Here is a 26,002-nt window from a genome sequence, read left to right as displayed (position 1 = left end):
AATATAGGAATTTATCAAATGAGTCTTAATATTCAATCAGAATCAAATAAGCCAATTTTATTTCATAAGCCTGTCAGTTTTAGTAGCGTTTCCCCGACAATTAACAGTAATACAAAAACAGTAGCCATTCCTTTACTGCAAAGCGTGCATTTAAATGATGTGCATGCAATGGCGTCAGGGGCTGAGATGGTGATGGATAAGCCATTATTAAAAATGGTTCAATTTTCAATGCATGATGACCAGATGCTAGCGGACATTTCTGCGTTAACGAATTCCGATAAATTAGCCACATTGGATGATCTTCATACTTTTCGAACACTGACACCAGAAAATATTCGACAGGCAATTGGCAAGGTATTAGAAGAAGAAAAAAGTCATATTGAACAATTAGTTGGAGATGCTCAGCTTCCAGATGAAGCCGATTTAAAACAAATGTCTCAAGCTGTTCAATTATTGATTGCCAGCAGTTTCTTCAAAGATTCGCCTTCTAGGCAGGTTGAAGGTGGTAATAAAGGTCAAGAGCCTATTGATGGCATTAAAAACAACACGTTTGTTGGAATTATTAGTAATGACTTATTGGTGGAGTTGTCGAAAATTATTCGCAAAGTGATGGCAGAGATAAACATTTCAGATCGTCGTATTAGTGCGGAGTTTCTGCAATTAAATGCCAAAATGGTACAAGCTTCTGCGGATTCAACGATTCGTGAAGGTAAAGAAACCTTTAAAGGGGCTATGATGGGCTTTTTTACGGCTCTTGCAATTACAGCTGCAGGCGGAGCCTTCCAAGCAAGAGGGCTGCGCCAGCAACAGCAATCGATAAAACATAACTTGATACCAGGCAATAAAAATATCAGTGGTGCTAGTAAGTTATCGGGGTTAAATGGAAATACAGAGAGCGTCTCAACGAAGCCGAATACATTGAGTCTGACGGGTAAAGATGGCTCAACAGTGACGCTGGGTAATCAAGCTTCACAAAGTCAAAAAAACCTTTCAAATCAAAGGATTGAAGAGGCTAGTAAACGTACAAGAGATTTAGGTGCCTCACAGCATGAGAAGCACGACCAAATCATGAATAAAACTCGTGTGCAAATGGGGGTGGCAGAGCAAGCTTCTCGAATGTCAGACAATGCGGGTCAACTCGCGACGGCGTCAAATCAAGTCAATGTGAAATCGGCGGAAGCGGATAAAATGATTGAACAATCCGTTGCGGATACTGCACGTTCAGTTTATTCAGATAAAGACAAGCAAATCGATAAGAGCCAGGACCTTGCGAAACAAATGCAAGAACATTTACGTGAAATTCGTGAAGGTAGCCTAAGAACAATGCAAAGTATGGTGAGAGGCTAAAGAATGGATATTACATCTCCTTCTCGTCTAGACAACATTTCTCATTTTTCGCCGCAGGCGACATCAACAGAGCAACCACACCTCCCCCTTTTTGGGGGGGGGATTACTTTTGATGAGTCACTTATGCCTCACCAACAAGTGCTGGATGTGTTCCGACAAATGCAATATAGCGTACCGGAGGGGATTTATCAGCAACGACCACAAAATGATTCCCCTGAAAATATACAGCTTAGGGCAAGAATGTTGGTACGTGAAAATAAGAGCGCAAATGATGCTTATGAGGAGGCTAAAGCATTAAGAGCCACGAGAAGAACGGAAACTCTCGAAGATGGCCGCTCGCATATTAATAGGCTGACTGGTTTGATTGATAATATTCATGTGAATTATCAAAAAAAATACGGTGAATTAGTTAAGGCGTCAACTCAATATATGCAAGATATGAACACGCTAGCCAGTAAGCTGTCTCGTTATATAGAGGCAGGTAAAAATGGTAAAATCCATATTAAAATAGAAGATACTTTAAGGGTAATGGATGAAATAGTTGCGAAATACTCTGGGACTAGTGTGGCCAAAGTGGTAAAAACCGACAAAGATGAGGTGAAAGATAAATCGCTAGGGTATACCTTAAATATGGCAAAATTGCAGGTTGGTATAGCTGAAGAAAATAAAAAAATAAAATTATTTAAACAGATGATAATACTTTTCCCCAATAAAGGGGTAGAACAATCTCTTGATGCTGCAAACCGTAAACTTAGAGCCTTACAGGATGAGTACCAACAGCTTCAGGATAAACTCGATGAGTTAAATAAAATAGATATAGGAAAAATAGAGATCGGCGAGTATTTTGGAAAATGGAAACCTGATTTTGATAATGCTAAGCCATTAATGAAAATAAAAGGTACTGAGCAAGAGTATACTTTCTGGGAAAAAAAATTATCAGAACAAGGGTTTACTGTTAAAAGAATGAAGGGTGAGCTTTATATATTTCCTGATTTAAAGCCAGTCAAAGAGATGTTTCATGCGATTAATCACTCATCCGGCGCATGGAATGATGGTAGTGACATTATGTCTCAAGAGTTTCAAAGTTTACAAACAGCGATAGATAGCCAAAAAAATGCGATTAATAGCTCCGTATCTCGTTTATTAGAAACCTTTCGACAAGATAATAGTCACTTTGAAACTTTAACTCAGTTACTTATTCAATTATATAAAGACTTACAACAATATAATAATGGCTATGTCAATATGTAATGATAGAGCATTAGTTACTTTTCGTAGAAGAAAGTCGTTTTCGAAATTTTTCTCTATATTAATTAATAAGGAGGAGTAATGTCTATAAATGCAGTATCATCCACTGTAAATAATACACTCTCTATTTCTAAAAAAGATAATAAGTTATTTTCAAATAATATAAACTCAGTTAATAATGTAGGTCAGGAAGCTTATTTTCCTTTAAAAGAACAGGTCATTGATAAAACATTTAATATTTCAAGTAAAAGTGATGACTTACATTTGAATAACCAAAAAACACAGGCGAATATAATTAAATCGCTATTAACTGAAAAATACCCTGATATCAGTTTGGAAATGGTAACCAACACTCTGAATTTGGGGCATAGTGGCAATCTCCAAGGGCAAAAGTTGCAGTATCAACCGGAAAATGCCCTTATTATTTTGACACTATTGACTCCTGATGAAATTAAAGAATCAAAGGTATTAGACTGCGCTGCAAAATTAATTAAGCAAGTTAATGGTAGCCATAGTGATAAAGACCTTAAGCAGGTGATCAAATCATCGCAAAAAACTCTTGAAACTGAGCTTTTTGATAATATTTTAAGTGATAATAATATAGATGAATTGTCTCAACGTTTTGTAGATAAATATGTTTATCCTGCAATTAAAGATAAACTAACGCCTTTTTTATCTGAAAAAACTATTGAAGAATTACCGGTTGATAAGTTATTTGATGCATCTCTTAAAAAAGACAAAGAAGGGTTAATTGCGGAAGAGAAAAGCCAACTGAAAGAACATGAAACTGATAAACCAGTTGATAGGCTCTTACAGCTACATAATATATTTTTGGCATTGGAACAACAAGTAGAAATTATGGGGCAGTTAAGTGTTTCTATAAATATGGATGGCAATACTGAAAATAGTGTAACAACAAATCCTGCGAAAAATAGCAAACCAGAGGATAGTGTGGATGGTGGTACTGACTCCGTTATTTCATCTAATGGTTCAGCGCCTGCGTCTTCTAAATCAATCGTGAATAATTACGTCATTAACAATTATTATGCGATGCCAAAAGAATTGGTTACTGTAAATAACGAAAGGATCAAAACGAGTCAGTTTGAAAATAAAACAGTAGATAGCCGAACACCCGAGTCAGTTCAAAAAAATAGCCCCGAAGAGGGTGACAATAAGCCCAGTATACTTAGGTTTAAAAGCACGTTAGATATTCCTCAAGTTAATAATAATCCACAGGTGGCATTAGCTAGAAACGCAGTGGAAAAGGGGCATTCTTTGGCTGATGAGTTGCGCCAAAGCATTCTGGACGGTTCGCGGGATCCATCTGCACATGCCAGTAGCAAACCATTAGCATCTGCTGAGTCTAAGTTTAGTCCCGATATAAACGCGTTACTTCCTAAACCAATGGTGTCAGCGAGACGCTTCGAATTAGTTGAAGTTACTGACAAGATGACGGGTGAAACGAAAAAAAGTTGGCAAGCTAAAGTTCCGGAAGAAAAAAATATCATCTTATCAGGTCATGGGGCGCTGACCCGTAACCAAGCTGATAAAGAACGTTATGCGAGTGGGCCGATAGCGTCAAGTACGGAAAAAATGGGGATCCCCAATAATACCAATACATTCAGTAGCAGCTTTAAATCTACAGAAATTGTTGATGAAGTAACAGGAGAAAAGAGGATAACGTGGCAGTTATCTGATGCGAAAACAAGCCAATCAGTCACGTTAACGGAGATGGGGGCGTTAACCCGTAATCAAGCAGATAAAGAACGCTATAACGATAATACTACCCGTTCTGAAAAAGGTTAAGAAATGACAGCACAGAATTTAATTCAGCAACAATGGGTAGAAAATAAAATTAAGGAAATCCGGACTTATTCAGGAATAACGGAATCTTTTACCATGGACTCAGCCCTAATAAGAGATTTGCATATTGATTCTTTGGAAATGTTGGAGTTGATAGCAGCCATTGAGCAGTATACCGGGCAACCCATTAGCGATGAAGTCTGGATGAAATGGTATAATTTACAGGATATTGTCGAGTATCTATTGAGTGTTAAATAAAAACAGAAAGCCACAGTATTTATACGAGCGTGGCTTTTGTTGATTTATTTCCTATCGTGTCATTTCAGTCATTTAAAATTCATATTTTTGTCATCAAGTGATAATGCTCACAAAATAGCATACCCTCGTTTGCTTAATTCTACGCGCGTAGACTATCCTTTAAGTAAATAAAAAACGCCAGTTAGATTTTTTGATTAATAGGCTTCGCGCCAACACCAAGGGTTTATCACTATGGCTACACAATTAAATATCGAGGCGAACCAACAAGCCGCGCAAGAGCGGTTAAGTACGCCAGAAGGAAAAAAAGATTTCCGGCGGGCGATTTTTTCTTGTTGGTTAGGTACAACCATGGAATATGCAGACTTTGCTCTCTATGGTTTAGCGGCAGGTATTATTTTCGGTGATGTTTTCTTCCCTGATGCAACGCCTATTATGGCGCTGTTATCCAGTTTTGCAGCCTATTCAGTTGGGTTTATTGCACGTCCAATAGGCGCGTTATTTTTTGGTTGGCTAGGTGATAAACATGGCCGAAAAATGGTTATGGTCATCACGATTGCATTGATGGGGCTATCGACTACATTAATTGGTGCAATACCCAGCCATGCACAAATTGGTGTTTGGGCACCTGTTTGTTTGGTGATCCTAAGGTTTGCTCAAGGGCTAGGAGCGGGGGCTGAACTATCCGGTGGTACTGTGATGTTGGGAGAATATGCGCCAGTAAAACGCCGTGGTTTAGTTTCTTCGATTATTGCATTAGGCTCCAACAGTGGAACATTACTGGCCTCAATGATTTGGTTGATAGTGTTACAAATGGACAAAGAGAGCCTGATGTCATGGGGATGGCGGATCCCTTTCCTTGGTAGTATTTTGATTGCATTGGCGGCATTATTTATTCGTCAACATATGCGTGAGACGCCAGTTTTTGAGCGGCAAAAAGAGCAACTTGCTGAAGAACGCCGCCTCGCATTGGAATCTGATGCTGTCGCTCACCCTGTAGACAACCGTTCATTTTGGCAAAAAACGCGGGCATTTTGGACCATGGTCGGGTTACGTATTGGTGAAAACGGCCCATCTTATCTTGCTCAAGGCTTTATTATCGGTTATGTCACCAAAATATTGTTGGTTGATAAATCTGTGCCAACAACGGCGGTTTTGATAGCGTCAATTCTTGGTTTTGCCATCATTCCATTTGCCGGGTGGTTATCAGATAAATTTGGGCGTCGGATTGTTTATCGCTGGTTCTGTTTTTTACTGATGTTGTATGCCGTGCCCGCTTTCATGTTATTAGACTCCCGAGAGCCAATGATTGTTATTCCAACCATTGTTATTGGGATGGGGTTAGCATCACTAGGGATTTTTGGCGTACAAGCAGCTTGGGGGGTGGAGTTATTTGGTGTACGTAATCGTTATACTAAAATGGCTTTCGCTAAAGAGCTTGGTTCTATTTTATCTGGTGGTACTGCGCCGCTGGTGGCATCTGCATTATTGTCATGGACAGGGCATTGGTGGCCGATAGCCGTTTATTTTATTGCGATGGCATGTATTGGTTTAGTAACCACATTCTTTGCACCAGAAACGCGAGGCCGTGACCTAAATCTACCAGAAGATGCGATATAAGTAAGCATGGCTGTATATAAAAGTCAGAGTGGCTGCTATTCTTTGGCAAAGTCATGTTAGAAAAAGGAATTGCTGGGTGTCAGATACAAATGACCGTAAAGTGACGCGGGTAGATGTTGCCCGCGAAGCCGGAACCTCGGTTGCGGTAGTCAGTTATGTGATTAACAATGGCCCTCGTCCTGTTGCAGAGGCAACGCGGCAAAAGGTGTTAGCAGCAATCAAAAAAACGGGGTATCGGCCAAATGGTATTGCAAAAGCCCTAGCTTCAGGGAGCACGCAAACTTATGGGCTAGTGATCCCCGATATCTCTAACCCCTTTTTAGCCTCTATTGCGCATGCTTTGCAGCGTGAAGCGTTTAAATATGGGCATGTTTTGTTACTGGGGGATGCGGGGGATTCTCGGGTTCGTGAAAAAGAGCTGATTAATAACCTTTTGCTCAGGCAAGTTGAAGGGCTTATTTATACCAGTGTTGACCGGCATCCCTATGTTGATTTAATTCAGTCATCGGGCACGCCCTGTGTGATGCTTGATAGGATTGAGGCCGCAGAAGGGATCAGTACCATTCAAGTGAATGAGAAACTGGCCGCCTATAAAATTACCCGTCATCTCATTAAGCATGGTTATCAAAATATTGGCATTATTTGTGGCCCGAATGAGATGCTCAACACACAAGACCGCTTAAATGGCTGGAAAGCTGCGCTGACAGAAGCGGAGTTATCCATACAACAAAAATGGATTTTATCGGGGGAATACACCCGTGATTGGGGTTACCAAGCTATCTATCAGATGCGGGAAGAGGGATTCCCCGAAGCTATTTTTGCCACGAATGAATTGCAAGCTTTTGGCTGTTTAAAAGCCTTAGCAGAATTAAAATTACGCGTACCAGAAGATATTGCACTGGTATGTTTTAACGGTACCGTGCAATCAGAATATACTGTTCCAACTCTCACAACTGTTCGCCAGCCTGTTGATAAAATAGCGCAAAAAGCGATACACATCTTACAAAATTGGCCGCAAAAAGAAGCCATTTGTGAAGTGGAATTTGAATTACAAATCGGGCACTCATGTGGGTGCTGATTATTTATTGTTTCAGGGAAATTTATGCGTGTGATTATAGATTGCGACCCCGGTAATGGGGTCGTTGGTGCTAATGTTGATGATGGCCTAGCACTTGCGCTGGCTATCGCTGCACCTGAAATCAAATTGGAAATGATCACCACAGTTTCGGGTAATACACCTAGCGAAATTGGCTTTGACGTTGCTAGTCATTTAGTTCATTCACTGGGTGAAAATATTCCTGTTTATCGTGGTGCGTCGTCAGCGTTGGTTGAAACTAGCGCACCATGGCGTGAACTACTCGATAACGGCGCTGAACGAGCGCAACTTACGCACCTATGGGATGGCCTTCCATCCATACCTAGCTTACCGAAGTCTATCCCAGAAGCCGCGTTACGTATTGGCGAGTTAGTTTGCCAGAACCCAAAACAAGTCACGATTATTGCCATTGGCCCATTAACCAATATCGCAATAGCAATGCAACTGTTTCCTGACATGGCTCAAAACGTGGCAGAGATAGTGATCATGGGGGCGGTTTTTAACGTGCCGGGGTACTTGAAAGACACCAATTTTGGCGTCGACCCTGAAGCGGCCTACGCGGTGCTTAATAGTGGAGCAAACCTGACTTTAGTGCCGATGGATGTCACAGTACAAACACAAATGGTGCATGAAGATCTTGATAAGCTTGCTCAAATTGGTACACCACTGAGCCGTTTTCTTGTGGCAACAATGCGACCGTGGATGGATTATTCACGTGCGACACGTCATTTAGCAGGGTGTTGGATACATGATGTGTTAACCGTAGCATGGTTATTGGATAAGAGCCTGGTGACTTATGATAAAAAGCACGTAGGTATTGAGCTGCAGGGAGTGCTGCGCGGTAAAAGCTTTTGCTATGACGCACTGCGCTTACGGGTTGGGGTTCCTGAACCAAAAACAAAGCCAATTACTGTGCTGCAATCCGTAGATAACTCAGGTTTATTAGATTTAATCTTTAATACGCTTAAACTGAAAAAATAGTGTGGCATGAAAGAATAGCACCTAAAGGCGCTATTCTTATGTTAATTATCACTATGAAGCGGATTTTGGCATTATTCCGTGGGCTAAATGGCCTTTATGGAAAGTCGCGAATCTTGGGGAAATCCGTGCGACTGCCTCAGCAGAACAAGATGCATCAAGCAGCACAAAGCTGGCGTCATCCCCTTTAGCTGGCCACATTTGTTGGCCTTTTTCATCTAACGGCAGAATATTGCCTGTTGCGATGGCAAGCGAACGGGACAGCGATAGTTCATCAGGGCGAGTATACAGCTGCGCGTATAAATTGGCTTTTTCTAGCATATCGCCTAGGCCAAAGGGCGACCAATGGTCAATCACACTATCCGTTCCGGTCATCACAAATACCCCATTTTTATTTAGGGTTTTCAGTGGCATATGCAGTGTGCCAATCGGGACGGTAGAGGCAATGGTAATTTGCTGCTCAGCCAACTGTTTTGCCGTTTTTTCCGCTTGTTCAGGGGTGAGTGTTGCCAGTGCAAAGGCATGGCTGATGGTCACTTTACCGCGTAAGCTGCGGTTTTCATCCACCGTTTTAATCATATAATTGATAGCGGCAACGCCTGCAGGGCTCGTTTCATGCAGATGAATATCCACGCCTTTGTTGTAGTCCAATGCAATTTGGAACATCGAATCGAGAGACTTTTCCATCGCGCTATCTACATTGGTTGGGTCTAAACCGCCAACGTAATGAGCGCCCGCTTGCATGGCTTCACGCATTAAACCCTCTGACTTGGAATGTAATAAACCATGTTGCGGAAAGGCGACAATTTCGCAAGTTAGGTCTTGTTGGTGTTCACCAAGCACTTTTTGTAAGGCTTCTAAATTTTTTAAACCGGAAACGGGTTCGATATTACAATGGCTACGAGCAATGGTCGATCCTTGGGATTGGATCAGTGCGATCAGCGCATTCGCTCTTTCTTCCGTGAAAGGTTGTAATTCAGGTAGCAATTTTTGCTCTAACGCGATCATATCCATAATGGTTTTGCCTTCACGTGACTGTGGCGCTTGCCATGGCCCGCCATAGAAAGTTTTATCAAGGTGGATATGCATGTCACGAAAGGCCGGTAGCATCAGTTTGCCTTGCGCACTATAGGCATTTAATGTGCCATCAGCATGCTGTTTATTCGGTAAAACGGCTGCAATTTTACCGTCCCGGATTTCTACAGTGTGTAATGCGGTTTGGGTGCCGACGACCGTTGAATCTTGGTAATTAAAGCCAGTTTCGAGTAATACGTCATCGAGGTAATAATGTTTATCCGTAATACTGGACTGGCTTGCTTTTTGGCTAGTTTGGTCTTGAGCGGAGGCAAAGCCCGATACCGCGCCGAATAAAGTGCAAGCGGCTGCGACTTTAGCGCTGGTGGAAAGGAACTCTCTTCTGCCTGATGATTTTTCTGCTTTCATAGAAACTCCTAGTGATATCCATTTACTGTCGAATTTCCTGTTTTTAAGCGACACTTACCCACTCAGATCGTCATCAAACGATCTGAGGAATATTGCGGTTTGCGACTAACAAAAAATTCGCATGATCCAGATTATAGAAACTTACCCTTGAACAATATGGGTTCCCGTTTCACCGCGTAAGGCTTCTGGTAGCTTTTCAGGGGTGGTGATGATCACACGTTTACCGCCATTGGCAATAAACGATAGGCTGGCTTCAATCTTCGGTAACATGCTACCCGCTGGGAAATGGCCTTCTTCCATGTAGCGTTGCATGTCGCTAGTGCTGGTTTCGCCAAGTGCTTTTTGTTCAGGTTTGCCGAAGTGAATACACACTTTTTCGACACCTGTGGTGATAATTAAAATATCGGCATTGAGCTCTTTCGCCAGTAAAGTTGTTGAGAGGTCTTTATCAATCACCGCGTCAACACTTTTGTAGCCACCATTGCCGTTATCAATGACTGGAATACCGCCACCACCTGCAGCAACCACCACATAATTGTGTTCTGTTAAAGTGCGGATTGCTTGTGATTCAATCACACGTTTTGGTTCGGGGGAGGCCACCACACGGCGGTAACCGCGACCAGAGTCTTCAACAAAATGCCAGTTTGGGTTTTCTTGCTGTAATTGCTGAGCTTGTTGCTCAGTAAAAAATGCCCCAATCGGCTTGGTTGGCGCGCTAAAGTTTGGGTCGTTTTTATCGACTTCAACTTGTGTCACTACTGTAATTGCTTGGCGGTTATGGCGTTTTGCTAAGACGTTAGTCAAAGCTTGTTGAACTAAATAGCCAATTCCGCCTTGAGTATCTGCCACACAGTTAGCCAGCGGTGTTAAAGGTAAACCTTCGGTTTCGTGTGCAATTTCTGCACGGCGCAAATCTAATCCAACTTGAGGTCCATTTCCATGGGTCAAAACAATGTTGTAATTACCTTCAAGCATGTCACTAATATGATGTGCGACTTCTTGAACGGCTTTTTCTTGAGCTTCGATAGACTGGCTGTTGTTATCTTTGATAATACTGTTGCCCCCGATGGCAACAACCACGAGTTCTTTCATTGTTAATGTTTCCTGAGACAGAGATTTAGCTGATAGTAGGTGTACAGCGCACACCTACTATAAAAGGTTGGCTTAGTTACACTGACTTACTGAGTTTCTCAGATTTTTCAGCTTGTTGTTCTTCCACCGATTTCCGGCTATCTAAAAAGTGTTTGAGTACAAATAAAGCTGCCATCATGAGGTATGCGTAAACAAACATCAAGGTTGAACCAGTAGCAATTCCGACCGCTGGGGAGTGAATAATTCCGAAGAATACTAATATTGCTCCCGCTGCAGCAGCAATGGCTCCACGCAGTGGTTGGTTGAGGATAGCAAAGATAGCAATACAGCCCCATAACATACTGGCTAACGGCGCACCGTTACCCAAATGAACTAGACCTTGGTAATAAACACCTTTGTGTAGCAAGGTTTCAACACCAATTGCACTCGCAGAGGTGCCCGCCGCGCCCATGACACTATTAACCATCGTCAATGCCCAGTTAGCAATCCATGGGAATAGACAGATAAAGATAACGGGAACTTCAATTTTTGGCGTTTCTCGCACAACTTGGTTGGCGGTGACGACACCGATAAACACCAGTATTGGCACGATAGCGGTCATTGGAATGATAGCTAACATAAAGGCACCGATACCGAATAATGGGACGATAAACATAGTGATACCGGATGCTAGGGTATAACCCACACTAGCGCCCATGGCTTTCCAACCCGCATGGCCGACGTAAACAGTGACAGGGAATGGGTTACCCATAAAACAGCCAACTGTAGACGATAAACCGTTAGCTAACATGACCTTACGAGTATTATATTCATCACCTGCAGCATGCGCACTTTCAATATTTTCAAGGTCGAAGATATAGTTTGCTAAGCCAAGTGGTACCGCAGACGCTAAGTAAGGCAGAGCGTGTGGCAGGCCTTGGAAGAAGCTATCAATATGGATGCCCGGCGGGTTGAAACCAAATGACGCCATTGAGTCTTTGATTGCTTCCGCACTTTGCAAGCCAGAAACCCATGCCAATACCGTACCGGCAATTAGCAGCAATAAGCCAGTTGGGATGCGAGCAAAAATCGGTTTTTTACCAAACCAGTTAATGAAAATTAATAACAGCACAATGAATGAAACCGTTGGTGCTTCAAACGCTTGCAGCATCGGGTTCATCGCTAGTAACAGTAATCCTAAACCGGACAAACAGGATAACAGTACGGTGCGTGGGATCATCTTACGGATGGTTTCACCTAAGAAAGAACCACCGACGAGGATCATTGATTCGACAAAACACCAAACTAGCGCAATTTGGATCGCAAATTCAGCATTCTGTGTTGTTTGGTAGACAGGCATGATGACTAAGAACGTCACCGTAAAGATAGAAGGCGCACTCGGCCCTGATGGTAAAGCGGTGACATCATTGCGTCCAGTTTGCTTTATCATTTGCTGGCCAAAGTAAGCATAGCTCACGCTGGCAAGTAAAACAGCGAAACCAAAGGCTGGTGCGATACGGCCGTAAACAATTTCTGATGGGATTCCGACAACGAAAATCAAGAGACCCATCATGGTGAGTAGGTTGGTTAGGTTATTGGTCATTAAGCCGAAGTAGGCGGCCAAATCCCCACGTTTCCATTTGATATTTAGTATATTCATAAAATACTCCCATACCCGTCATACTTTGAACCGCAGCGTTGTTGGCTGCGTTCATTCACCCTAGTCACATACTTGTGTATGCTCCTAGGGACTCATTTACTTGCCGCCTAGCTGCAATTCAAATTATTTAGGGTATACCCCTACATTTTGAGTTACAGCACTGTTTTTCAAATAAAATTAATCAGGGTTCACGTTTTATTTTTATTGCCCAACCGGAGTTGGGCGTCTTTTTTATGATTGAAAACTAAGCATATTTCTGTGCGTAGGCCAACATGGCTTTTTCAAAGCAATCAAACGGCGGGTGAACAATACCTGCCCCAATCATACCGATGCCCGCATCTTTATGGGCAATGGCTGTGTTGATGACAGGTAAAATACCACTGGCTGAAACCTTCGTAATATCAATAGCTGTAGGGATACCCATAAAGCCCAATAATGGAATAGTGACATTCGGGTTTTCACCTAAGGTGATTTCACGCATTTGGCGAGAGAAATCGACCGCTTCTTCTACCGTACCGCCAACGAGTGCCACAATAGCTGGCGCTGTTGCCATAGCAAAACCGCCAATACCGTAGGTTTCTGTGATTGCGGAGTCACCGATATCTAAACCAGAGTCTTCAGGTTTGTAGCCTGCAAACATTGGGCCGATAACTTGCTGAGAAGGCCCTGTGAACCATTGGCCTGGTAGTCCACTAATGCGTAAACCAAATTCATAGCCATTACGCGCCATGGTCGTGACAACCGTGCTGTATTCGATACCGTGAGCCGCATCCATTGATGCTTTACACATCGCCATCCACGTTGGACCGGAGAAGTAATCGCTGCTTGCAACAAAATCAAATACTTCTTTTTGTTGGGCGACAGAGAAATCAGTTTGAATGATCCCTGTTGTAAGCGCTTGAATCAGTAAGGTTGTCCCTGCATTGTTACGGTTATGGCACTCATCGCCCATATGCAGTGCTTGAGCAAGCATCAAACGCAGGTCGATTTCACCAATGATTTTCATTGCGTCGCGCAGCATTGGGCCTAATACATCACGCATCCAATTTAAACGGTCTATTACACTTTGATCATTGGCACCCATGCGCAGGATTTTCGCCATTTGCTCACTGAGGTTAGTGAATGCACGGTTGCCATAGGTTTTATTTTCAACGATATGCATAAACATCGATGCTGAAGTGACACCAGCCATCGAACCTACACAATCGTGTTCATGGCAAGGGGAGAAAATGATATCTCCCGAGGCCGCAACACGTTCTGCATCAGCTAAGTCTTTCGCTAATCCTTCGAAAACCAGCGCTCCCGTCACCGCACCTTTCATCGCGCCACACATATCTTTCCAAGCAACCGGTGGACCTGCGTGTAGGATAGTATTTTTGGTCATGCCTGGAACCACATTAATCGCTTGGTCGTAACCGATTAACACTGGTTGAGATTGAATAATGCGCTCAAGCGCTTGAGCATTGGCGGCCGCAATTTTTTCTTGTAGTGCGGCATTACCTTCAATTTGGTCGAGGGCGCGGATAACCGCAACGTTGCCTTGTCCGGGAGGAGTCCAATTTAAATGTGTGACCGGAACATGTTGTTTTTTTAGGTCATCACTGAACATTTCGATGCCAACATTGATGACATTTAATGGCTGCTTAAATAATGAAGTCATTATGCTTTCTCCCCTTTCCATACAAACTCACGCCCTAATAAACCGGTATTGGTGCTGCTACTTGCCCAGATAACGCCGGCATCTGTTAGCATTTTGACCTGCGCATCCATCGACGGTGTGTCTTGGTCAGTACCCAGCACATAGCCTAAAATTTCTAATTCACGCCCATCTTGTTTGGCAATATTCTTCGCTTCTTTAATCGCGTCGATCATCACGCCTACTGGGTCTTCGTGAGAACCAAAGCCCAAAACGAAGTCCATCATAATCACGCCAACTTCAGGGTCGCGAGCCTCTTGTAATAAGCGTTCAATGCGGTTAGTTGGGTCGATCATTGGGTGCGGTTTACCGTTGGTAAAGTCGTCATCACCAAAGTCGAGGAAAGTGTGCGCAATACTTTTGTTGAGGTCTTTTAAGCGATAGTCAGGGTTTGGCTGAATATTGCTGTAAACATCATCGTATTTTTCCAAGGCGGCAAACATGGCTTCATCACATAGCGTTCCACCACAGAATAAGCCACGAATATATTTCTGCTCAGGTTTCAGCTTTGCTCTGACTTCGTCAATAAGTGGTAAATTAAGAGGGTGTAAATCTAAATCTTCTTTGCGAATACCGGTTAATAGAACGGCTTTCAGTGCGGCTTCTTTGGTGCCCTGAGCAAAGGTTAGACCGGGTTTGTCTTCTGGTAGTGGTTGGCTACCTAAGAAACACACAACAACTGGTTTGTGGCATTTTTCCGCTTGTTCTAACACTTTTTTCGCAACGTTAGGAGCTGGTGGCTTAGAGATCAATGCGATAACTTGGGTTTCATCATCGGCATCAAGCATTTTCAGGGCGTCAATCATCATGATACCGCCAATTTTCTCGCTTAAATCGCGACCACCAGTACCAATTAATTGGGAAACCCCTGCGCCAAATTCGTGAATACGGACGCTAAGTTCTTGGCTACCCGTACCGGATGCACCGATGATGCCAATGCTGCCACGGCGAACGCTATTACCAAAGCACAGCGCGGTTCCGTTGATAATGGCAGTTCCACAGTCAGGGCCCATCATCAGTAAGCCTTTTTTGCTAGCCAGCTGTTTAAGTGCGAGTTCATCTTCAATGGAGACGTTATCGGAAAATAGCATGACATTGAGGTCATTTTCTAACGCAATGCGTGCTTCACGGGCAGCAAACTGACCATTTACTGAAATGACGGCAAGGTTGGCATCTGGGATATGTGTTTTCGCTGAATTAATGGTGGCGTATTTGGCTTCATGCTGCCCGCCGCCTTGATTTTTCTTATTAAATAAATCTTCGATAGCAATTAATGTGGCTTCGTTAGCTTCATCACTTGGGCCTTTAATGACAATCATTAAATCGCCATTTTTAGCCTCTTCTAATTCAGGTGTTAGTAAACCTAAATTACGTAAAACACCTTTGTTCATCTCTGTTGCCATTGCGACGAACGCTTGCTCAACATTGTCGAGTTGATTGGCTTTTGTCGAAATAGACATCAGTGATACGGAATCAAAATAGGTATTCTTTTTTATGACAACTTTAGTCGACATAGTTTTCTCCGAAATAATGGGTGATATACAGGGCATCTCGCAAGCCAAATAGCATGTCGCTGCCAGAACTCGACCCGATATTTAAAATCTCTAAAAATTGTGGATAAATATTTGTTTCTTTCGCATCAACTAATGATTGAATTAATTGCTGCATATTTTCGCGATATTCTCGGTTTAATGCTTTTTCTAATGTGATGGCACTGATAGGTGTCGTCTGGCTTAAGCTTTGGGTTATTCCTTGATAAAACTCAGGGTAAAAAGTGGCAGCCGGGTGACCGGTTAATAATAAAAATGCCATTAACCCAACTAAGTAATCATCTCCTGAAGGTGTTAGCCCGATACCTAATCCAACAAACTGGCGGATCACATAAATAATATTTTCTTTATTTTTCTTAATTATTGACTCAATCAATTCAGAGCGTAATTGAACCAATTGCTCTGTCATAGAGAGATAAAAAAAGTTATCTCCCTGATATTTAAATAGAGAATTTTTATTTTCAGTTAAGATTAAATCCAAATTACTTATTTGTTCTTCGATATATAATAAATAATTTGATTTCTTTAGTTCGTTATCACTAAAGTTGATAACTGGTTGCCGCCATTCTTTACATAAAGAAAATGATATTAAATAATGACTACCAATCAATATTTCTTTATTCGATAAATTAATAGTCTCTCCTTCTTTAATATCGAAAAGAGAAAAGTCTTTATTGATTAATCGGCAACTATTTGGTGCATTATCTAATTGAGAACAAAGCAAAGTATAAAGTACATTATCAATAGAAAAGTTAATGGCTTTATTAAATACTTGTTCTACCATTCCTTGGGGTTGTGGCTGATTCAACAGATTGAGAAAATGTGTATCAGCCGTTAGCCCGTATAACCTTTGCCGATGAGATATGGATGCGTTCACATGCCTCCTTATCCTATTTAGAGTCTATGATTTCGCTAGGCTCCAGCTGCAATCAGTAACTCAGCAATCTCGTTATAGCCTTTTTCACGAGCTAGCTCTAATGGTTTTTTACCATATTTATCAGTCATGTGAGGGTTTGCGCCATGGTCTAATAGCAATTTAACGATTTGCTGCTGTTTTTCGCCACCGTCGTTGAGTACGATAGCTTCTAATAGTGGTGTCCAACCTACAAAGTTGGTGTGGTTGACATTAATATCGGTTTTTTCAAGTAATTCACGAACAATTTCTACATGGCCTTTTTCACTAGCAGGTGTAATTCCCACACCACCAAAACGGGTCAATAAATCTAAATTTGGTTTTGCAGGCAAGACAATACGCAATAAAGTGAGGTCATTATTAAGGCAACTTAATAAGAAAGGGTTAAAACACGTTTGGTCTTGTTTATTAATATCCGCCCCTGCATTAATCAGAAAAGAAACACATTCATAATGTTTATTTAGGCTGGCATTGACGATAGCTGTACGGCCCTGACGGTTGGTGGTATTAATATCCACACCTTTTTCAAGACAACTTTTTAATATTTCTAATTGTCCTTGTTCAGCGGCGGTTAAAAAATCGTGAGCGAGAGTACTAGCGGTCATCATTTTCCCCTTAGGTTGGTTTTTATTACCAACATAGATAAAGACAATTTAAAGGTGACTTCGAATATATAATGATTAGAGCATAGCAATTGTCATTAATAAAAAGAATCCGTTTAAATTTAATTCATCAATGAGGCGTTTGATTGTTGAATTAAATTCAATAATCCGGCTTTTTTGTGCGTGTGAGCATTATTTTTAATCGTTATTTGATAGTTTATGGCCATTTTTTGACCCGAATTGTGTGATTTTCTTTGTTAATTAAAATCGAAAATCATGATTTACTCAGTTCTGTGATAGACATCAAATTGAAAGTTTTTAATTTGTTAAATTTGTAATTTTATTGATCGCAATCGTGTCGAATGTTAATACTTGGTTTGCCTATTTAATTCAATAATATTAGGTATTTCGAATATTAATAGTTACTTTAAAGGTGTGGTTTTTACTTGGCGAAAATGCATATCAAATTTAATCTATTCCAGTTGTTAATAATTCTGTTAAGCTATAAAAATGTGCTCGAAAAATAATCTGATTTTTACGTTATTGAATTTTATTCACATAAAAATATGATTTGTCTAAATTTTAAACATTTTTGGCGGTGGGTATGAACTCAATTTTTACGGAAGAAAACTTACTGACTTACACAACAGCGGCGAAGTTTGCGAGTTTTAGTAAAGCAGCAGAAGAGTTAGGCGTGACCACCTCCGCGGTGAGTTATACCATCAAACGTATCGAAACCTATTTAGATGTGGCGTTATTTATTCGTAATACCCGTAATATTGAACTCACCGAAGCCGGTTATTATTTTTATCGAAAAGCAACCGACTTGCTTAATAATTTCCATTCCATTCAAAAAAGTATTTATTCTATTGAGCAAGGTATTGAAGCGCGGGTACGTATTTGTATTAATCAGTTATTATATACGCCGTATCATACCGCTAGGTTATTGCAAATATTAAAAAAACAGTTTGCTACCTGCCATATTACAGTGACAACAGAAGTGTACAATGGGGTTTGGGATGCCATTATTAATAACCATGCGGATATTGCGATTGGCGCTCCAGGCACTTTGATGGATGGCGGTGGAATTGACTACACTGAAATTGGTGCGATTCACTGGCAATTTGCTATAGCGGCAACTCACCCTTTGGCGTTGATGCCAGAGCCCATCGCTGAGAGCCAGTTGCGTCTTTATCCAAATATTATGGTAGAGGATACCGCGCATACCATTAATAAGCGGGTGGGCTGGCTACTACATGGGCAAGAGGCAATTCAAGTTCCTGATTTTAATACTAAATGCCAGTGTCAGATACTCGGTGAAGGGATTGGCTTTTTACCCGATTATATGATCAAAGAACATGTTAAACATGGCCTGTTGGTAACAAAACAAATTCAGAACCCACGACAAGACTCCCATATGCTATTAGCCACACAACATTCAGCTACTGGGCTTGTGACGCAGTGGATCCGCAAAGAATTTGGTGAAAAGGGGGTTTTAGCAGACCTCTACAGCGACCTCCTAAAACCCATCAATTAGTATTATTGGCTAGCGACATCAAGGGCTTTATCGATGGCGTCAGGGATCACTGAACCGTGGTTTTTGCCGTCGAACAAGGTAAATTCACAGTGCCTTTGGTGGTTTGCAATTTCAGTGCAAACTTGGCGTGTGCTAATCCAACTTTTGCGCATTTGGTAATTTTTCACCTGTTCGGTGCTGAGTTTGGATAAATCAGGGCTCTCTTCTAAACCACCTAAAGTCACAAACAGGGGGGAATTGGCCTGTTTAGCTGTCAATTTTGCTAAATCCACCATACTTCCTTTGCCCCACCATAATGACGGGCTGGCAGAAACATAAAACTGGAAATCATCCGGCTGTTGCTGGTATGCCATCAAGGTAAATAATCCACCAAATGAATGGCCAAATAGGGTTTGCTTGCTTTTATCAATAGGAAACTGTTGTTCTGCCCATGGGCGGATTGTGTCAGTTAAATATTGGTATAGCGCAGGGGAGCCGCCCCCTTGTTTAAATTCGTCACCCGCAACAGGGGGAGTATAGTCGTAGGTTCGCCATGCTTTTGGAAAGGCTTCGTCAATGGGGTAACCAATCCCAATAATAATCGGTAGTTTATCCGCTGGCAGCTTTTCAACTGCGCGATTAACCGCTTTGGGGTATAAACCATTGCCATCAAGCATATACAGGACAGGGCGTTGTGCGGTGACATTATAGGGCACTGCACTGTAAATGCGCAGCGCACGGTCACCGTAGGTCATATCCGTTTGTTGGATATCATAAAATTGGCTGACAGTTTTATCCAAGGGGGGAATGGTTTGGCTTGGGCGGGAAAATGCGGAACTGGTCATACACAGTAATATGCCACTTAATATGATTTTATTCATTTATTGAGTCTATTTAAAGGTTTTGAGGGCATACCTGAAACAGGCATACCCTCAGAGTTAATTAGAAACTAACGTTAACGTTCGCCCAATAACGGCGTCCGTCTTCAACATCCCAGTTTCCACCACCTTGTGCATCAATTTTATCGCCTTTTTCATTGCCAATATTTAGCACTGCAAAGTTTAGTTTGGTATTTTTAAATAATTGATAGGTTGCGCCGACATCCATAGTGGTATAGGCGCTGCGGTAACGTGGAACAGAAGCCCCATTACGTTGTGCAGCCCAGATTTGTTTACCTTCATAGTGAGCACGGGTATACAAAGTCAGGTCTTCATTGAAGTTCCAATCTAATTTTGCATTAGCTAAGTGTTTCGGTGTTTTATCCAATGGGTAGCCTTTAAGTGAAATATTACTATTGTTTAGAGTTTCTTCATCACTTTTGCGTTCTGAATCAGTGTAGGTATAGTTCAAACTGAGTTTCCAGTCTTGACCTATTGGGATTCCTGTAGCAACTTCTACCCCTTTAATATTAGCTTTACCTACATTATCATAGGTGTAAAGGTTCAAGCCTGTAATAGGATCTTCTTTATTGGTGTTATAACTGGTTAGTTTATTTTTAAAATCAGTATTGAAGAATGTTAAGCTCGCATCAAAGCCCGATTCATGGTTATAGGCAATATTAATTTCTTCACTGACACTTTTTTCAGGTTTTAAGTCAGGGTTACCATAGATAATGCCTGCGCCTCTCTCTGTTGAAGTTCCGTAGTTAGCGCTAACTTCACGTAATGTTGGAGCACGGAAAGCGGAGGAAACGCCCCCCTTAATGGTAATCTCATCGGTTAGGTAATAAACTGCATAACCTCTAGGATTCCAATGGTTACCATATGACTCATGGTGATCTAAACGTAATCCCCCCGTCAATATCAGGTTGTCAGTAGCTGTAAACTCATCTTCTAAGAAGAAGGCATGTTGTTCTGCGGTCAGTTTTGCATTTTCAGTCGTTGAAGACCCTGTTGCAGAGGTGTCTTTTAATTTTGCATGCTGGAACTGTCCACCGACAGTTAGAATATTATTCGGTAAAAATGCGACAACTTTTCCATCAACAACGGTATTGGTGATTTCAGGTACACGTGCGTCATAACGGTATTCTGTCAGATTTGTCTTGGTGTCTTTTATTTCTGTTTTTGTTCTTTTTTTGGTGTTTTCTTGGTAAACACTTAATTCTGTATTAAATGAATCCCAATCGCCTTTATAGGTTAAAGCGATATGATTACGGTCATTATGGATTTCTGAATGGTTATTCTTTCTTTGTTTACCGTTAACCTCGGTGGTTGGAGCAAGTGACTTACCCGGTTTTTCTTCTCTTTCTTGTGTGGTTCTACCCGCTTCTAATAAGAAAGTTTGGTTTTCCATTGGGGTAAAAGTCAGTTTTGCGGTTAGGCTTTTATTATCTTTTTTATGATGGCCATCAGCAATTTTATCTTCTTGGCGATAATCCCCACCACCATACAATTGCAGGCCGAGTTTATCTTGAATTAATGGGCCAGATAGGTAGAAGTTACCGTCGGTTGAATTACCGCTATCACTGTTTTCTTGGATAATTGCGCCAGTTGTAACACTACCATGCCATTCATTGGTCACTTTTTTGGTGATGATATTGATAACACCACCCATCGCATCAGAACCATACAGGGAGGACATAGGTCCACGGATCACTTCGATGCGTTCAATCGCTTCGACAGGTGGCATAAAGCCCGCTTCAAAACCACCGCTCCCATTTGGACGTGATTCACGGCTATTTTGACGACGCCCATCGACCAATATCAACGTGTATTCGCCGGGTAAGCCACGGATATTAATATCTTGTTTGTTGGCAGCACCAACGATACTCACCCCTTCCACGTCTTTAACGGCATCGGCGAGGTCACGGACAGGTTTATTTTGTAATTGGTCTGCACTGATCACGGTCACACTAGCAGGAGCATCACGCAGTTGTTGCGAGAAGCCTGACGCACTGACGACCATGGTATCTGTTTTATTGTCTGCTGCTGTAGCGCTAAATGAAGATAAAGCCGCACAAACACCGGCGGCAATAAGGGTGTAGTGATATTGCAAAGTCATAGTTATCCCTAGTAAATATAAATGAGAATGATAATTATATTGTTTGCGAATATTATCACTAAAACATATCAAAAATAAATAATGAGCTAGCTAATTTATGAGCAATATTTGATCTCAGCTAAGAATTTTCACTTACGGTGTTTCCCCCCTTTTACCGTTTTGACCAAGCGTGACGAAAAATTAAGGCTTAACTTTGGTTTATGGTGTTTATCGGTGTGTAAAGCTACTCTAGCGCCAACGTTCACTAAAAAAATTTGAGTTATATGAAACATACATTCAAAATTAGCCCGTATCCTTGGGGATAACCTCGTTAACCCAATGAATAATATTAAGTACTGGTAAAGAGATAAAAGCTGCTCGAAAGGCCAGCAATTACCAACGTACTTCGTTGCTCTATTAAGCACCGTATTGAGTTTATTAATGTTGTATTGATGAGGACAAAAATGAAAATCGAGACAATCAGTGGTATTAAAAAGCAAGCGGCAGTCAGTGATCAAAAATGAAAACTCCAAGTTAAGAAATCATAAATATAGCCTAATAAATAGGGGCGTCACATCTAAAAAAGAATGTCGATAATTGAATGATTGATTTTTATTACGAATAAATATTATTTAATATATTTTTAATTTTCACTTTCAATCTAATTAAGAATGATTTTGATTAAATTGATAATAAACATCAATTTAATGCTTGATTTGATTTGCTTTTAATTAGTTGTTTCATATCAATGAATTAATGGTTTTTTGTTGGGATTAATTTGATTGTAAATTATTAGCTATTGCTTTATTACATATAGTTCGTAAATATATAGGAAGAATTAATATTGATTTCAGAACTTGAGAGTTATTATGAGTCAAGATACCCATTCAGAAACACATAATCAAAAAACGACGAATGAAAAACGCAGAACAATATGGATGGTGATAGCCACAATAATTATCATTCTATTATTTGTAGCCTACGGTGCTTATTGGTTTTTAGTTTTACGCTTTCAAGAATATACCGATGATGCCTATGTATCTGGCTTGCAAATCCCGATAGTTGCGCAAACAACGGGTAATGTTACTCAAGTTAACTTTGAAAACACCGACTTGGTAAAGGCGGGTGATGTACTCGTTGTATTAGATAAAACTAACGCCCGCTTAGCATTCGAACAAGCCAAACATGATTTAGCAACAACCGTGCGCAAAACCAAAGAGCTCTATATCAATGGTGATGAATATCAAGCGCAAATTCAAAAAAACCGGGTGACACTTGCGCAAGCTCAAAAAGATTATCAACGTCGTGTGGCTTTAGGCCGCAGCGGTACCATTTCGAAGGAAGACCTACAGCACTCCCAAGAAGCGGTACAACTTGCTCAGGCAGCTCTGGATATTTCTATTCAACAATACAATGCCAACCGTGCATTGTTGCGTAATACAGAGCTCAAAAAACAACCAGCAATTCAGCAAGCGGCTGATAGCGTACGCAGTGCGTGGATAAACTTACAACGTACTGAAATTAAAAGCCCGATGACGGGGTATGTTTCACGGCGTAATGTTCAAGTTGGTTCTCAAGTCAGCCCACAGAGCTCTTTAATGGCCATTGTGCCTGTCCAGCCTGTTTGGGTAGATGCAAACTTCAAAGAAACCCAACTAGAAAAAGTCCGTATTGGGCAACCCGTGACGATTAACAGTGATTTTTACGGAGATGATATCGTTTATAACGGTACCGTTGTCGGGCTTGATATGGGAACCGGCAGTGCTTTCTCATTATTACCCGCCCAAAACGCGACAGGGAACTGGATTAAAGTCGTACAGCGCTTGCCTGTACGTGTTGAATTAGACCCTGAGCAGGTGGCGAAGCACCCATTACGCATTGGGTTATCCATGAATGTCACCATAGATATTAAAGACCAGAATGGCCCTGTTTTAGCGGAAGTTCAGCGTACAGCACCAGCATTTGAAAGTGATGTGTTGGTCTTAAACTTAAGTGATGTCGACCACATCATCGACACCATTATTAGCGATAACGCAGACTAGCTTGAAAGGAGCCGTTGTGGCAGATATTCAACCACTTAAGGGTGCAAAACTGGTATGGGCAACCATTGCGTTGTCCCTTGCGACCTTCATGCAGGTGCTTGATTCCACGATTGCTAACGTGGCTATCCCGACTATTGCCGGTGACCTTGGGGTTTCTATGTCTCAAGGGACATGGGTGATTACCTCTTTTGGCGTATCGAATGCGATTTCAATTGCCATTTCTGGTTACTTAGCGAAGCGTTTTGGTGAAATCCGTGTTTTCTTATGGGCAACGGCACTTTTCACATTATTTTCATTACTTTGTGGGTTTTCCGATAGCCTTGGTATGCTGATTTTATACCGCGTATTGCAAGGGGCCGTCGCCGGGCCAGTGATCCCGCTTTCGCAAAGTCTTATCATGCGTTGCTATCCGCCAAAAATGCAAAATATGGCGTTAGCATTTTGGTCGATGACGATTATTTTAGCCCCAGTATTCGGTCCTATTTTTGGTGGTTATATTAGTGATAATTTCCATTGGGGCTGGATATTCTTTATGAATGTGCCTTTAGGCATTTTCGTCATTATTGTCGGCTCAATTATCTTAAAAGGGATGGAGTCGAAGGTTGTGAAAGTGCCATTCAATGTGATTGGTTTGGCACTACTTTCTGTGGGAGTTGGCTGCTTACAAGTTCTGCTCGACAAAGGTAAGGAACTGGGATGGTTGGCGTCTAATGAAATTGTTATCTTAGCCGTTGTTTCAGCGATTGCGTTGGTATTCCTCGTTATTTGGGAACTCACAGATAAAAACCCAATTGTCGAATTATCGTTATTTAAATCGCGCAATTTTACCATCGGAACGATTTCTGTCAGCTTGGCATATATGGCCTATTTCGGTGCTATTGTCTTGTTGCCGCAACTTTTACAGGAAGTTTATGGCTATACGGCAACATGGGCAGGGCTCGCATTGGCACCTATTGGCTTATTGCCTGTGTTGTTCTCGGCTCCAGTGGCAAAACTATCCGATTTTCTCGATATTCGCTGGATAGTGACCTTTAGCTTTGTATTCTATGCAATTTGCTTCTTCTGGCGTGCATATACTTTTGAACCGAGTATGGGCTTTTCTGCTGTGGTTTGGCCGCAATTGGTACAAGGGATGGCAGTGGCTTGTTTCTTTATGCCACTGACTACATTGACACTTTCAGGTTTACCGCCGGAAAAACTCGCTTCCGCGTCGAGTTTAGCTAACTTCTTCCGTACCTTAGCGGGTTCAATAGGGACTTCCATTACCACAACGCTGTGGAGTGATAGAGAAGCCGTGCATCATAGCCAATTAACGGAATTTATTACCGATTACAATCCTGAATCTTTAGGGATGTATCAAGAAATGGCCGCTCATGGGCTGAGTACCGAACAGACTTCCGGTTTTATTGCCCAGCAAATTACTAGCCAAGGGTTAATTATTGCTGCAAATGAGATTTTCTGGTTATGCGGTTGGGTATTTATTGCGCTGATTATTACCGTTTGGTTTGCTAAGCCACCATTTGGCAGTAATGCGAAATAATTAATGGATGGGGCTACGTATTTTAGCCCCATCTAGCTTATAACTGGGATTTAGGGATCACATTCTCGAAACTTAGAGTGGGTCGGTTCGTTTCGATTTCTTTGAGTGGTTCGACTTCTTTAAAGGTGTTTAAGCAGCGTGTGACTAAGTTTTGATAATCTTTAGTTCCGCTGGTTTTCCACGCAATTTCTTTGTCTGATAAAGCGCGCAAGACTTTGGCTGGAGTGCCGACAATTAAACTATTTTCTGGAAAGATAGCTTCAGCTTTGACGAATGCGCATGCGCCCACTATGGAATTTTCGCCAATTACGGCTCCATCCATAATTACACTATTCATCCCGACTAGCGCATTACGTTTGATATGGCAGCCATGCAAAATTGCCCCATGACCAATGTGCCCATTTTCCTCGACGATCGTTTCATATTGCGGGAAACCGTGCATGACACAATTATCTTGCACATTGGCACCATCTTTAATGACCAAGCGACCAAAGTCCCCACGTAAGCTGGCGTTTGGGCCAATATAGACATTTTTGCCAATAATAACATCACCAATCACCACAGCAGTAGGGTGCACAAAACTTTCAGGGCTTACGACGGGCGTAATACCATCGATTTGATAAAAAGGCATACAGGCTCCTGT

20 protein-coding genes are annotated in these 26,002 nt (G+C 41.6%); 10 read left to right on the top strand and 10 right to left on the bottom strand.

Annotated elements, in window-relative coordinates; all coding sequences use genetic code 11:
* Positions 1-18 precede the first annotated feature (18 nt).
* The 7 genes from PSE83_RS11520 (at position 19) to PSE83_RS11490 (ending at position 8,350) form a co-directional block, all read left to right on the top strand.
* Positions 19-1,347: a type III secretion target, IpaC/SipC family protein gene (locus PSE83_RS11520; RefSeq protein WP_272660859.1), complete on the top strand. Its 1,329-nt coding sequence runs from the start codon at positions 19-21 to the stop codon at positions 1,345-1,347.
* Positions 1,348-1,350: 3 nt separating this feature from the next.
* Positions 1,351-2,598: a hypothetical protein gene (locus PSE83_RS11515; RefSeq protein ID WP_172766736.1), complete on the top strand. Its 1,248-nt coding sequence runs from the start codon at positions 1,351-1,353 to the stop codon at positions 2,596-2,598.
* Between the two features lie 78 nt (positions 2,599-2,676).
* Positions 2,677-4,401: a hypothetical protein gene (locus tag PSE83_RS11510; protein ID WP_172766737.1), complete on the top strand. Its 1,725-nt coding sequence runs from the start codon at positions 2,677-2,679 to the stop codon at positions 4,399-4,401.
* Between the two features lie 3 nt (positions 4,402-4,404).
* Positions 4,405-4,656 (top strand): acyl carrier protein, encoded by a 252-nt coding sequence (locus PSE83_RS11505; protein ID WP_172766738.1) that lies wholly within the window; start codon positions 4,405-4,407, stop codon positions 4,654-4,656.
* Between the two features lie 231 nt (positions 4,657-4,887).
* Positions 4,888-6,273, top strand: a complete 1,386-nt coding sequence (locus PSE83_RS11500) for an MFS transporter (RefSeq protein ID WP_004262975.1) — start codon at positions 4,888-4,890, stop codon at positions 6,271-6,273.
* Between the two features lie 76 nt (positions 6,274-6,349).
* On the top strand, positions 6,350-7,351 hold the full coding sequence (locus tag PSE83_RS11495; protein WP_164564282.1) for a LacI family DNA-binding transcriptional regulator: 1,002 nt from the start codon (positions 6,350-6,352) through the stop codon (positions 7,349-7,351).
* A gap of 24 nt (positions 7,352-7,375) precedes the next feature.
* Entirely contained in the window at positions 7,376-8,350 is a 975-nt protein-coding gene (locus tag PSE83_RS11490; RefSeq protein ID WP_112307994.1) for a nucleoside hydrolase, read from the top strand.
* Positions 8,351-8,401: 51 nt separating this feature from the next.
* Here the strand turns inward: PSE83_RS11490 and PSE83_RS11485 are convergent, their stop codons facing one another.
* The 7 genes from PSE83_RS11485 to PSE83_RS11455 all read right to left on the bottom strand — a co-directional run bounded on the left by PSE83_RS11485 (position 8,402) and on the right by PSE83_RS11455 (position 17,285).
* Positions 8,402-9,790: an amidohydrolase family protein gene (locus PSE83_RS11485; RefSeq protein WP_164564284.1), complete on the bottom strand. Its 1,389-nt coding sequence runs from the start codon at positions 9,788-9,790 to the stop codon at positions 8,402-8,404.
* Between the two features lie 141 nt (positions 9,791-9,931).
* A complete protein-coding gene (locus PSE83_RS11480; protein WP_004262965.1) occupies positions 9,932-10,882 on the bottom strand; it encodes a carbamate kinase family protein in 951 nt (316 codons plus the stop codon).
* Positions 10,883-10,958: 76 nt separating this feature from the next.
* Positions 10,959-12,521 (bottom strand): hypothetical protein, encoded by a 1,563-nt coding sequence (locus PSE83_RS11475; protein WP_004262962.1) that lies wholly within the window; start codon positions 12,519-12,521, stop codon positions 10,959-10,961.
* Positions 12,522-12,765: 244 nt separating this feature from the next.
* Positions 12,766-14,181 carry a DUF1116 domain-containing protein gene (locus tag PSE83_RS11470; RefSeq protein ID WP_196724726.1) on the bottom strand — a complete coding sequence of 472 codons (1,416 nt, stop codon included), beginning with the start codon at positions 14,179-14,181 and terminating at the stop codon, positions 12,766-12,768.
* On the bottom strand, positions 14,181-15,731 hold the full coding sequence (gene fdrA / locus PSE83_RS11465; protein ID WP_004262956.1) for an acyl-CoA synthetase FdrA: 1,551 nt from the start codon (positions 15,729-15,731) through the stop codon (positions 14,181-14,183). Before fdrA ends, PSE83_RS11470 begins: the two co-directional genes overlap by 1 nt.
* The gene (locus tag PSE83_RS11460; protein ID WP_180312289.1) at positions 15,721-16,644 is read right to left on the bottom strand and encodes a DUF2877 domain-containing protein; all 924 of its coding nucleotides are present in this window, start codon (positions 16,642-16,644) and stop codon (positions 15,721-15,723) included. The genes fdrA and PSE83_RS11460 overlap by 11 nt, the downstream gene beginning before the upstream one ends.
* A 35-nt stretch (positions 16,645-16,679) precedes the next feature.
* On the bottom strand, positions 16,680-17,285 hold the full coding sequence (locus PSE83_RS11455) for an ankyrin repeat domain-containing protein (RefSeq protein ID WP_036958612.1): 606 nt from the start codon (positions 17,283-17,285) through the stop codon (positions 16,680-16,682).
* Positions 17,286-17,886: 601 nt separating this feature from the next.
* Between PSE83_RS11455 and PSE83_RS11450 the strand changes: the two genes are divergently transcribed.
* The gene (locus PSE83_RS11450; protein WP_096863520.1) at positions 17,887-18,819 is read left to right on the top strand and encodes a LysR substrate-binding domain-containing protein; all 933 of its coding nucleotides are present in this window, start codon (positions 17,887-17,889) and stop codon (positions 18,817-18,819) included.
* A gap of 2 nt (positions 18,820-18,821) precedes the next feature.
* Here the strand turns inward: PSE83_RS11450 and PSE83_RS11445 are convergent, their stop codons facing one another.
* Together PSE83_RS11445 and PSE83_RS11440 are read right to left on the bottom strand one after the other, a co-directional pair.
* Positions 18,822-19,679 (bottom strand): alpha/beta hydrolase, encoded by an 858-nt coding sequence (locus tag PSE83_RS11445; protein ID WP_272660858.1) that lies wholly within the window; start codon positions 19,677-19,679, stop codon positions 18,822-18,824.
* Between the two features lie 61 nt (positions 19,680-19,740).
* On the bottom strand, positions 19,741-21,798 hold the full coding sequence (locus tag PSE83_RS11440; RefSeq protein ID WP_004262945.1) for a TonB-dependent receptor domain-containing protein: 2,058 nt from the start codon (positions 21,796-21,798) through the stop codon (positions 19,741-19,743).
* Between the two features lie 848 nt (positions 21,799-22,646).
* On the opposite strand from PSE83_RS11440, the gene emrA reads away from it, so the two are divergent.
* Complete coding sequence (gene emrA, locus PSE83_RS11435) at positions 22,647-23,819, top strand: multidrug efflux MFS transporter periplasmic adaptor subunit EmrA (protein WP_004262941.1); 1,173 nt, start codon at positions 22,647-22,649, stop codon at positions 23,817-23,819.
* A 16-nt stretch (positions 23,820-23,835) separates the two neighbouring features.
* A complete protein-coding gene (locus tag PSE83_RS11430) occupies positions 23,836-25,359 on the top strand; it encodes a DHA2 family efflux MFS transporter permease subunit (RefSeq protein ID WP_172766741.1) in 1,524 nt (507 codons plus the stop codon).
* A gap of 37 nt (positions 25,360-25,396) precedes the next feature.
* On the opposite strand, the gene paaY is transcribed toward PSE83_RS11430, so the two are convergent.
* Entirely contained in the window at positions 25,397-25,990 is a 594-nt protein-coding gene (gene paaY, locus PSE83_RS11425) for a phenylacetic acid degradation protein PaaY (protein WP_047756301.1), read from the bottom strand.
* Positions 25,991-26,002 lie beyond the last annotated feature (12 nt).

The sequence above is a fragment of the Providencia sp. PROV150 genome (genome assembly GCF_028481025.1).
Classification (GTDB): Bacteria; Pseudomonadota; Gammaproteobacteria; order Enterobacterales; family Enterobacteriaceae; genus Providencia; species Providencia hangzhouensis.
The sequence above is the reverse complement of the archived record's forward strand: the minus strand, read 5'-3'. Positions and strand labels throughout refer to the sequence as shown.

Coding starts and splice junctions, on each gene's coding strand:
- PSE83_RS11475 (WP_004262962.1), bottom strand. CDS start 12,521: ATGAATATACTAAATATCAAATGGAAACGTGGGGATTTGGCCGCCTAC.
- PSE83_RS11515 (WP_172766736.1), top strand. CDS start 1,351: ATGGATATTACATCTCCTTCTCGTCTAGACAACATTTCTCATTTTTCG.
- fdrA (WP_004262956.1), bottom strand. CDS start 15,731: ATGTCGACTAAAGTTGTCATAAAAAAGAATACCTATTTTGATTCCGTA.
- PSE83_RS11450 (WP_096863520.1), top strand. CDS start 17,887: ATGAACTCAATTTTTACGGAAGAAAACTTACTGACTTACACAACAGCG.
- PSE83_RS11510 (WP_172766737.1), top strand. CDS start 2,677: ATGTCTATAAATGCAGTATCATCCACTGTAAATAATACACTCTCTATT.
- PSE83_RS11445 (WP_272660858.1), bottom strand. CDS start 19,679: ATGAATAAAATCATATTAAGTGGCATATTACTGTGTATGACCAGTTCC.
- PSE83_RS11485 (WP_164564284.1), bottom strand. CDS start 9,790: ATGAAAGCAGAAAAATCATCAGGCAGAAGAGAGTTCCTTTCCACCAGC.
- PSE83_RS11440 (WP_004262945.1), bottom strand. CDS start 21,798: ATGACTTTGCAATATCACTACACCCTTATTGCCGCCGGTGTTTGTGCG.
- PSE83_RS11455 (WP_036958612.1), bottom strand. CDS start 17,285: ATGACCGCTAGTACTCTCGCTCACGATTTTTTAACCGCCGCTGAACAA.
- PSE83_RS11500 (WP_004262975.1), top strand. CDS start 4,888: ATGGCTACACAATTAAATATCGAGGCGAACCAACAAGCCGCGCAAGAG.
- PSE83_RS11490 (WP_112307994.1), top strand. CDS start 7,376: ATGCGTGTGATTATAGATTGCGACCCCGGTAATGGGGTCGTTGGTGCT.
- paaY (WP_047756301.1), bottom strand. CDS start 25,990: ATGCCTTTTTATCAAATCGATGGTATTACGCCCGTCGTAAGCCCTGAA.
- emrA (WP_004262941.1), top strand. CDS start 22,647: ATGAGTCAAGATACCCATTCAGAAACACATAATCAAAAAACGACGAAT.
- PSE83_RS11505 (WP_172766738.1), top strand. CDS start 4,405: ATGACAGCACAGAATTTAATTCAGCAACAATGGGTAGAAAATAAAATT.
- PSE83_RS11480 (WP_004262965.1), bottom strand. CDS start 10,882: ATGAAAGAACTCGTGGTTGTTGCCATCGGGGGCAACAGTATTATCAAA.
- PSE83_RS11470 (WP_196724726.1), bottom strand. CDS start 14,181: ATGACTTCATTATTTAAGCAGCCATTAAATGTCATCAATGTTGGCATC.
- PSE83_RS11520 (WP_272660859.1), top strand. CDS start 19: ATGAGTCTTAATATTCAATCAGAATCAAATAAGCCAATTTTATTTCAT.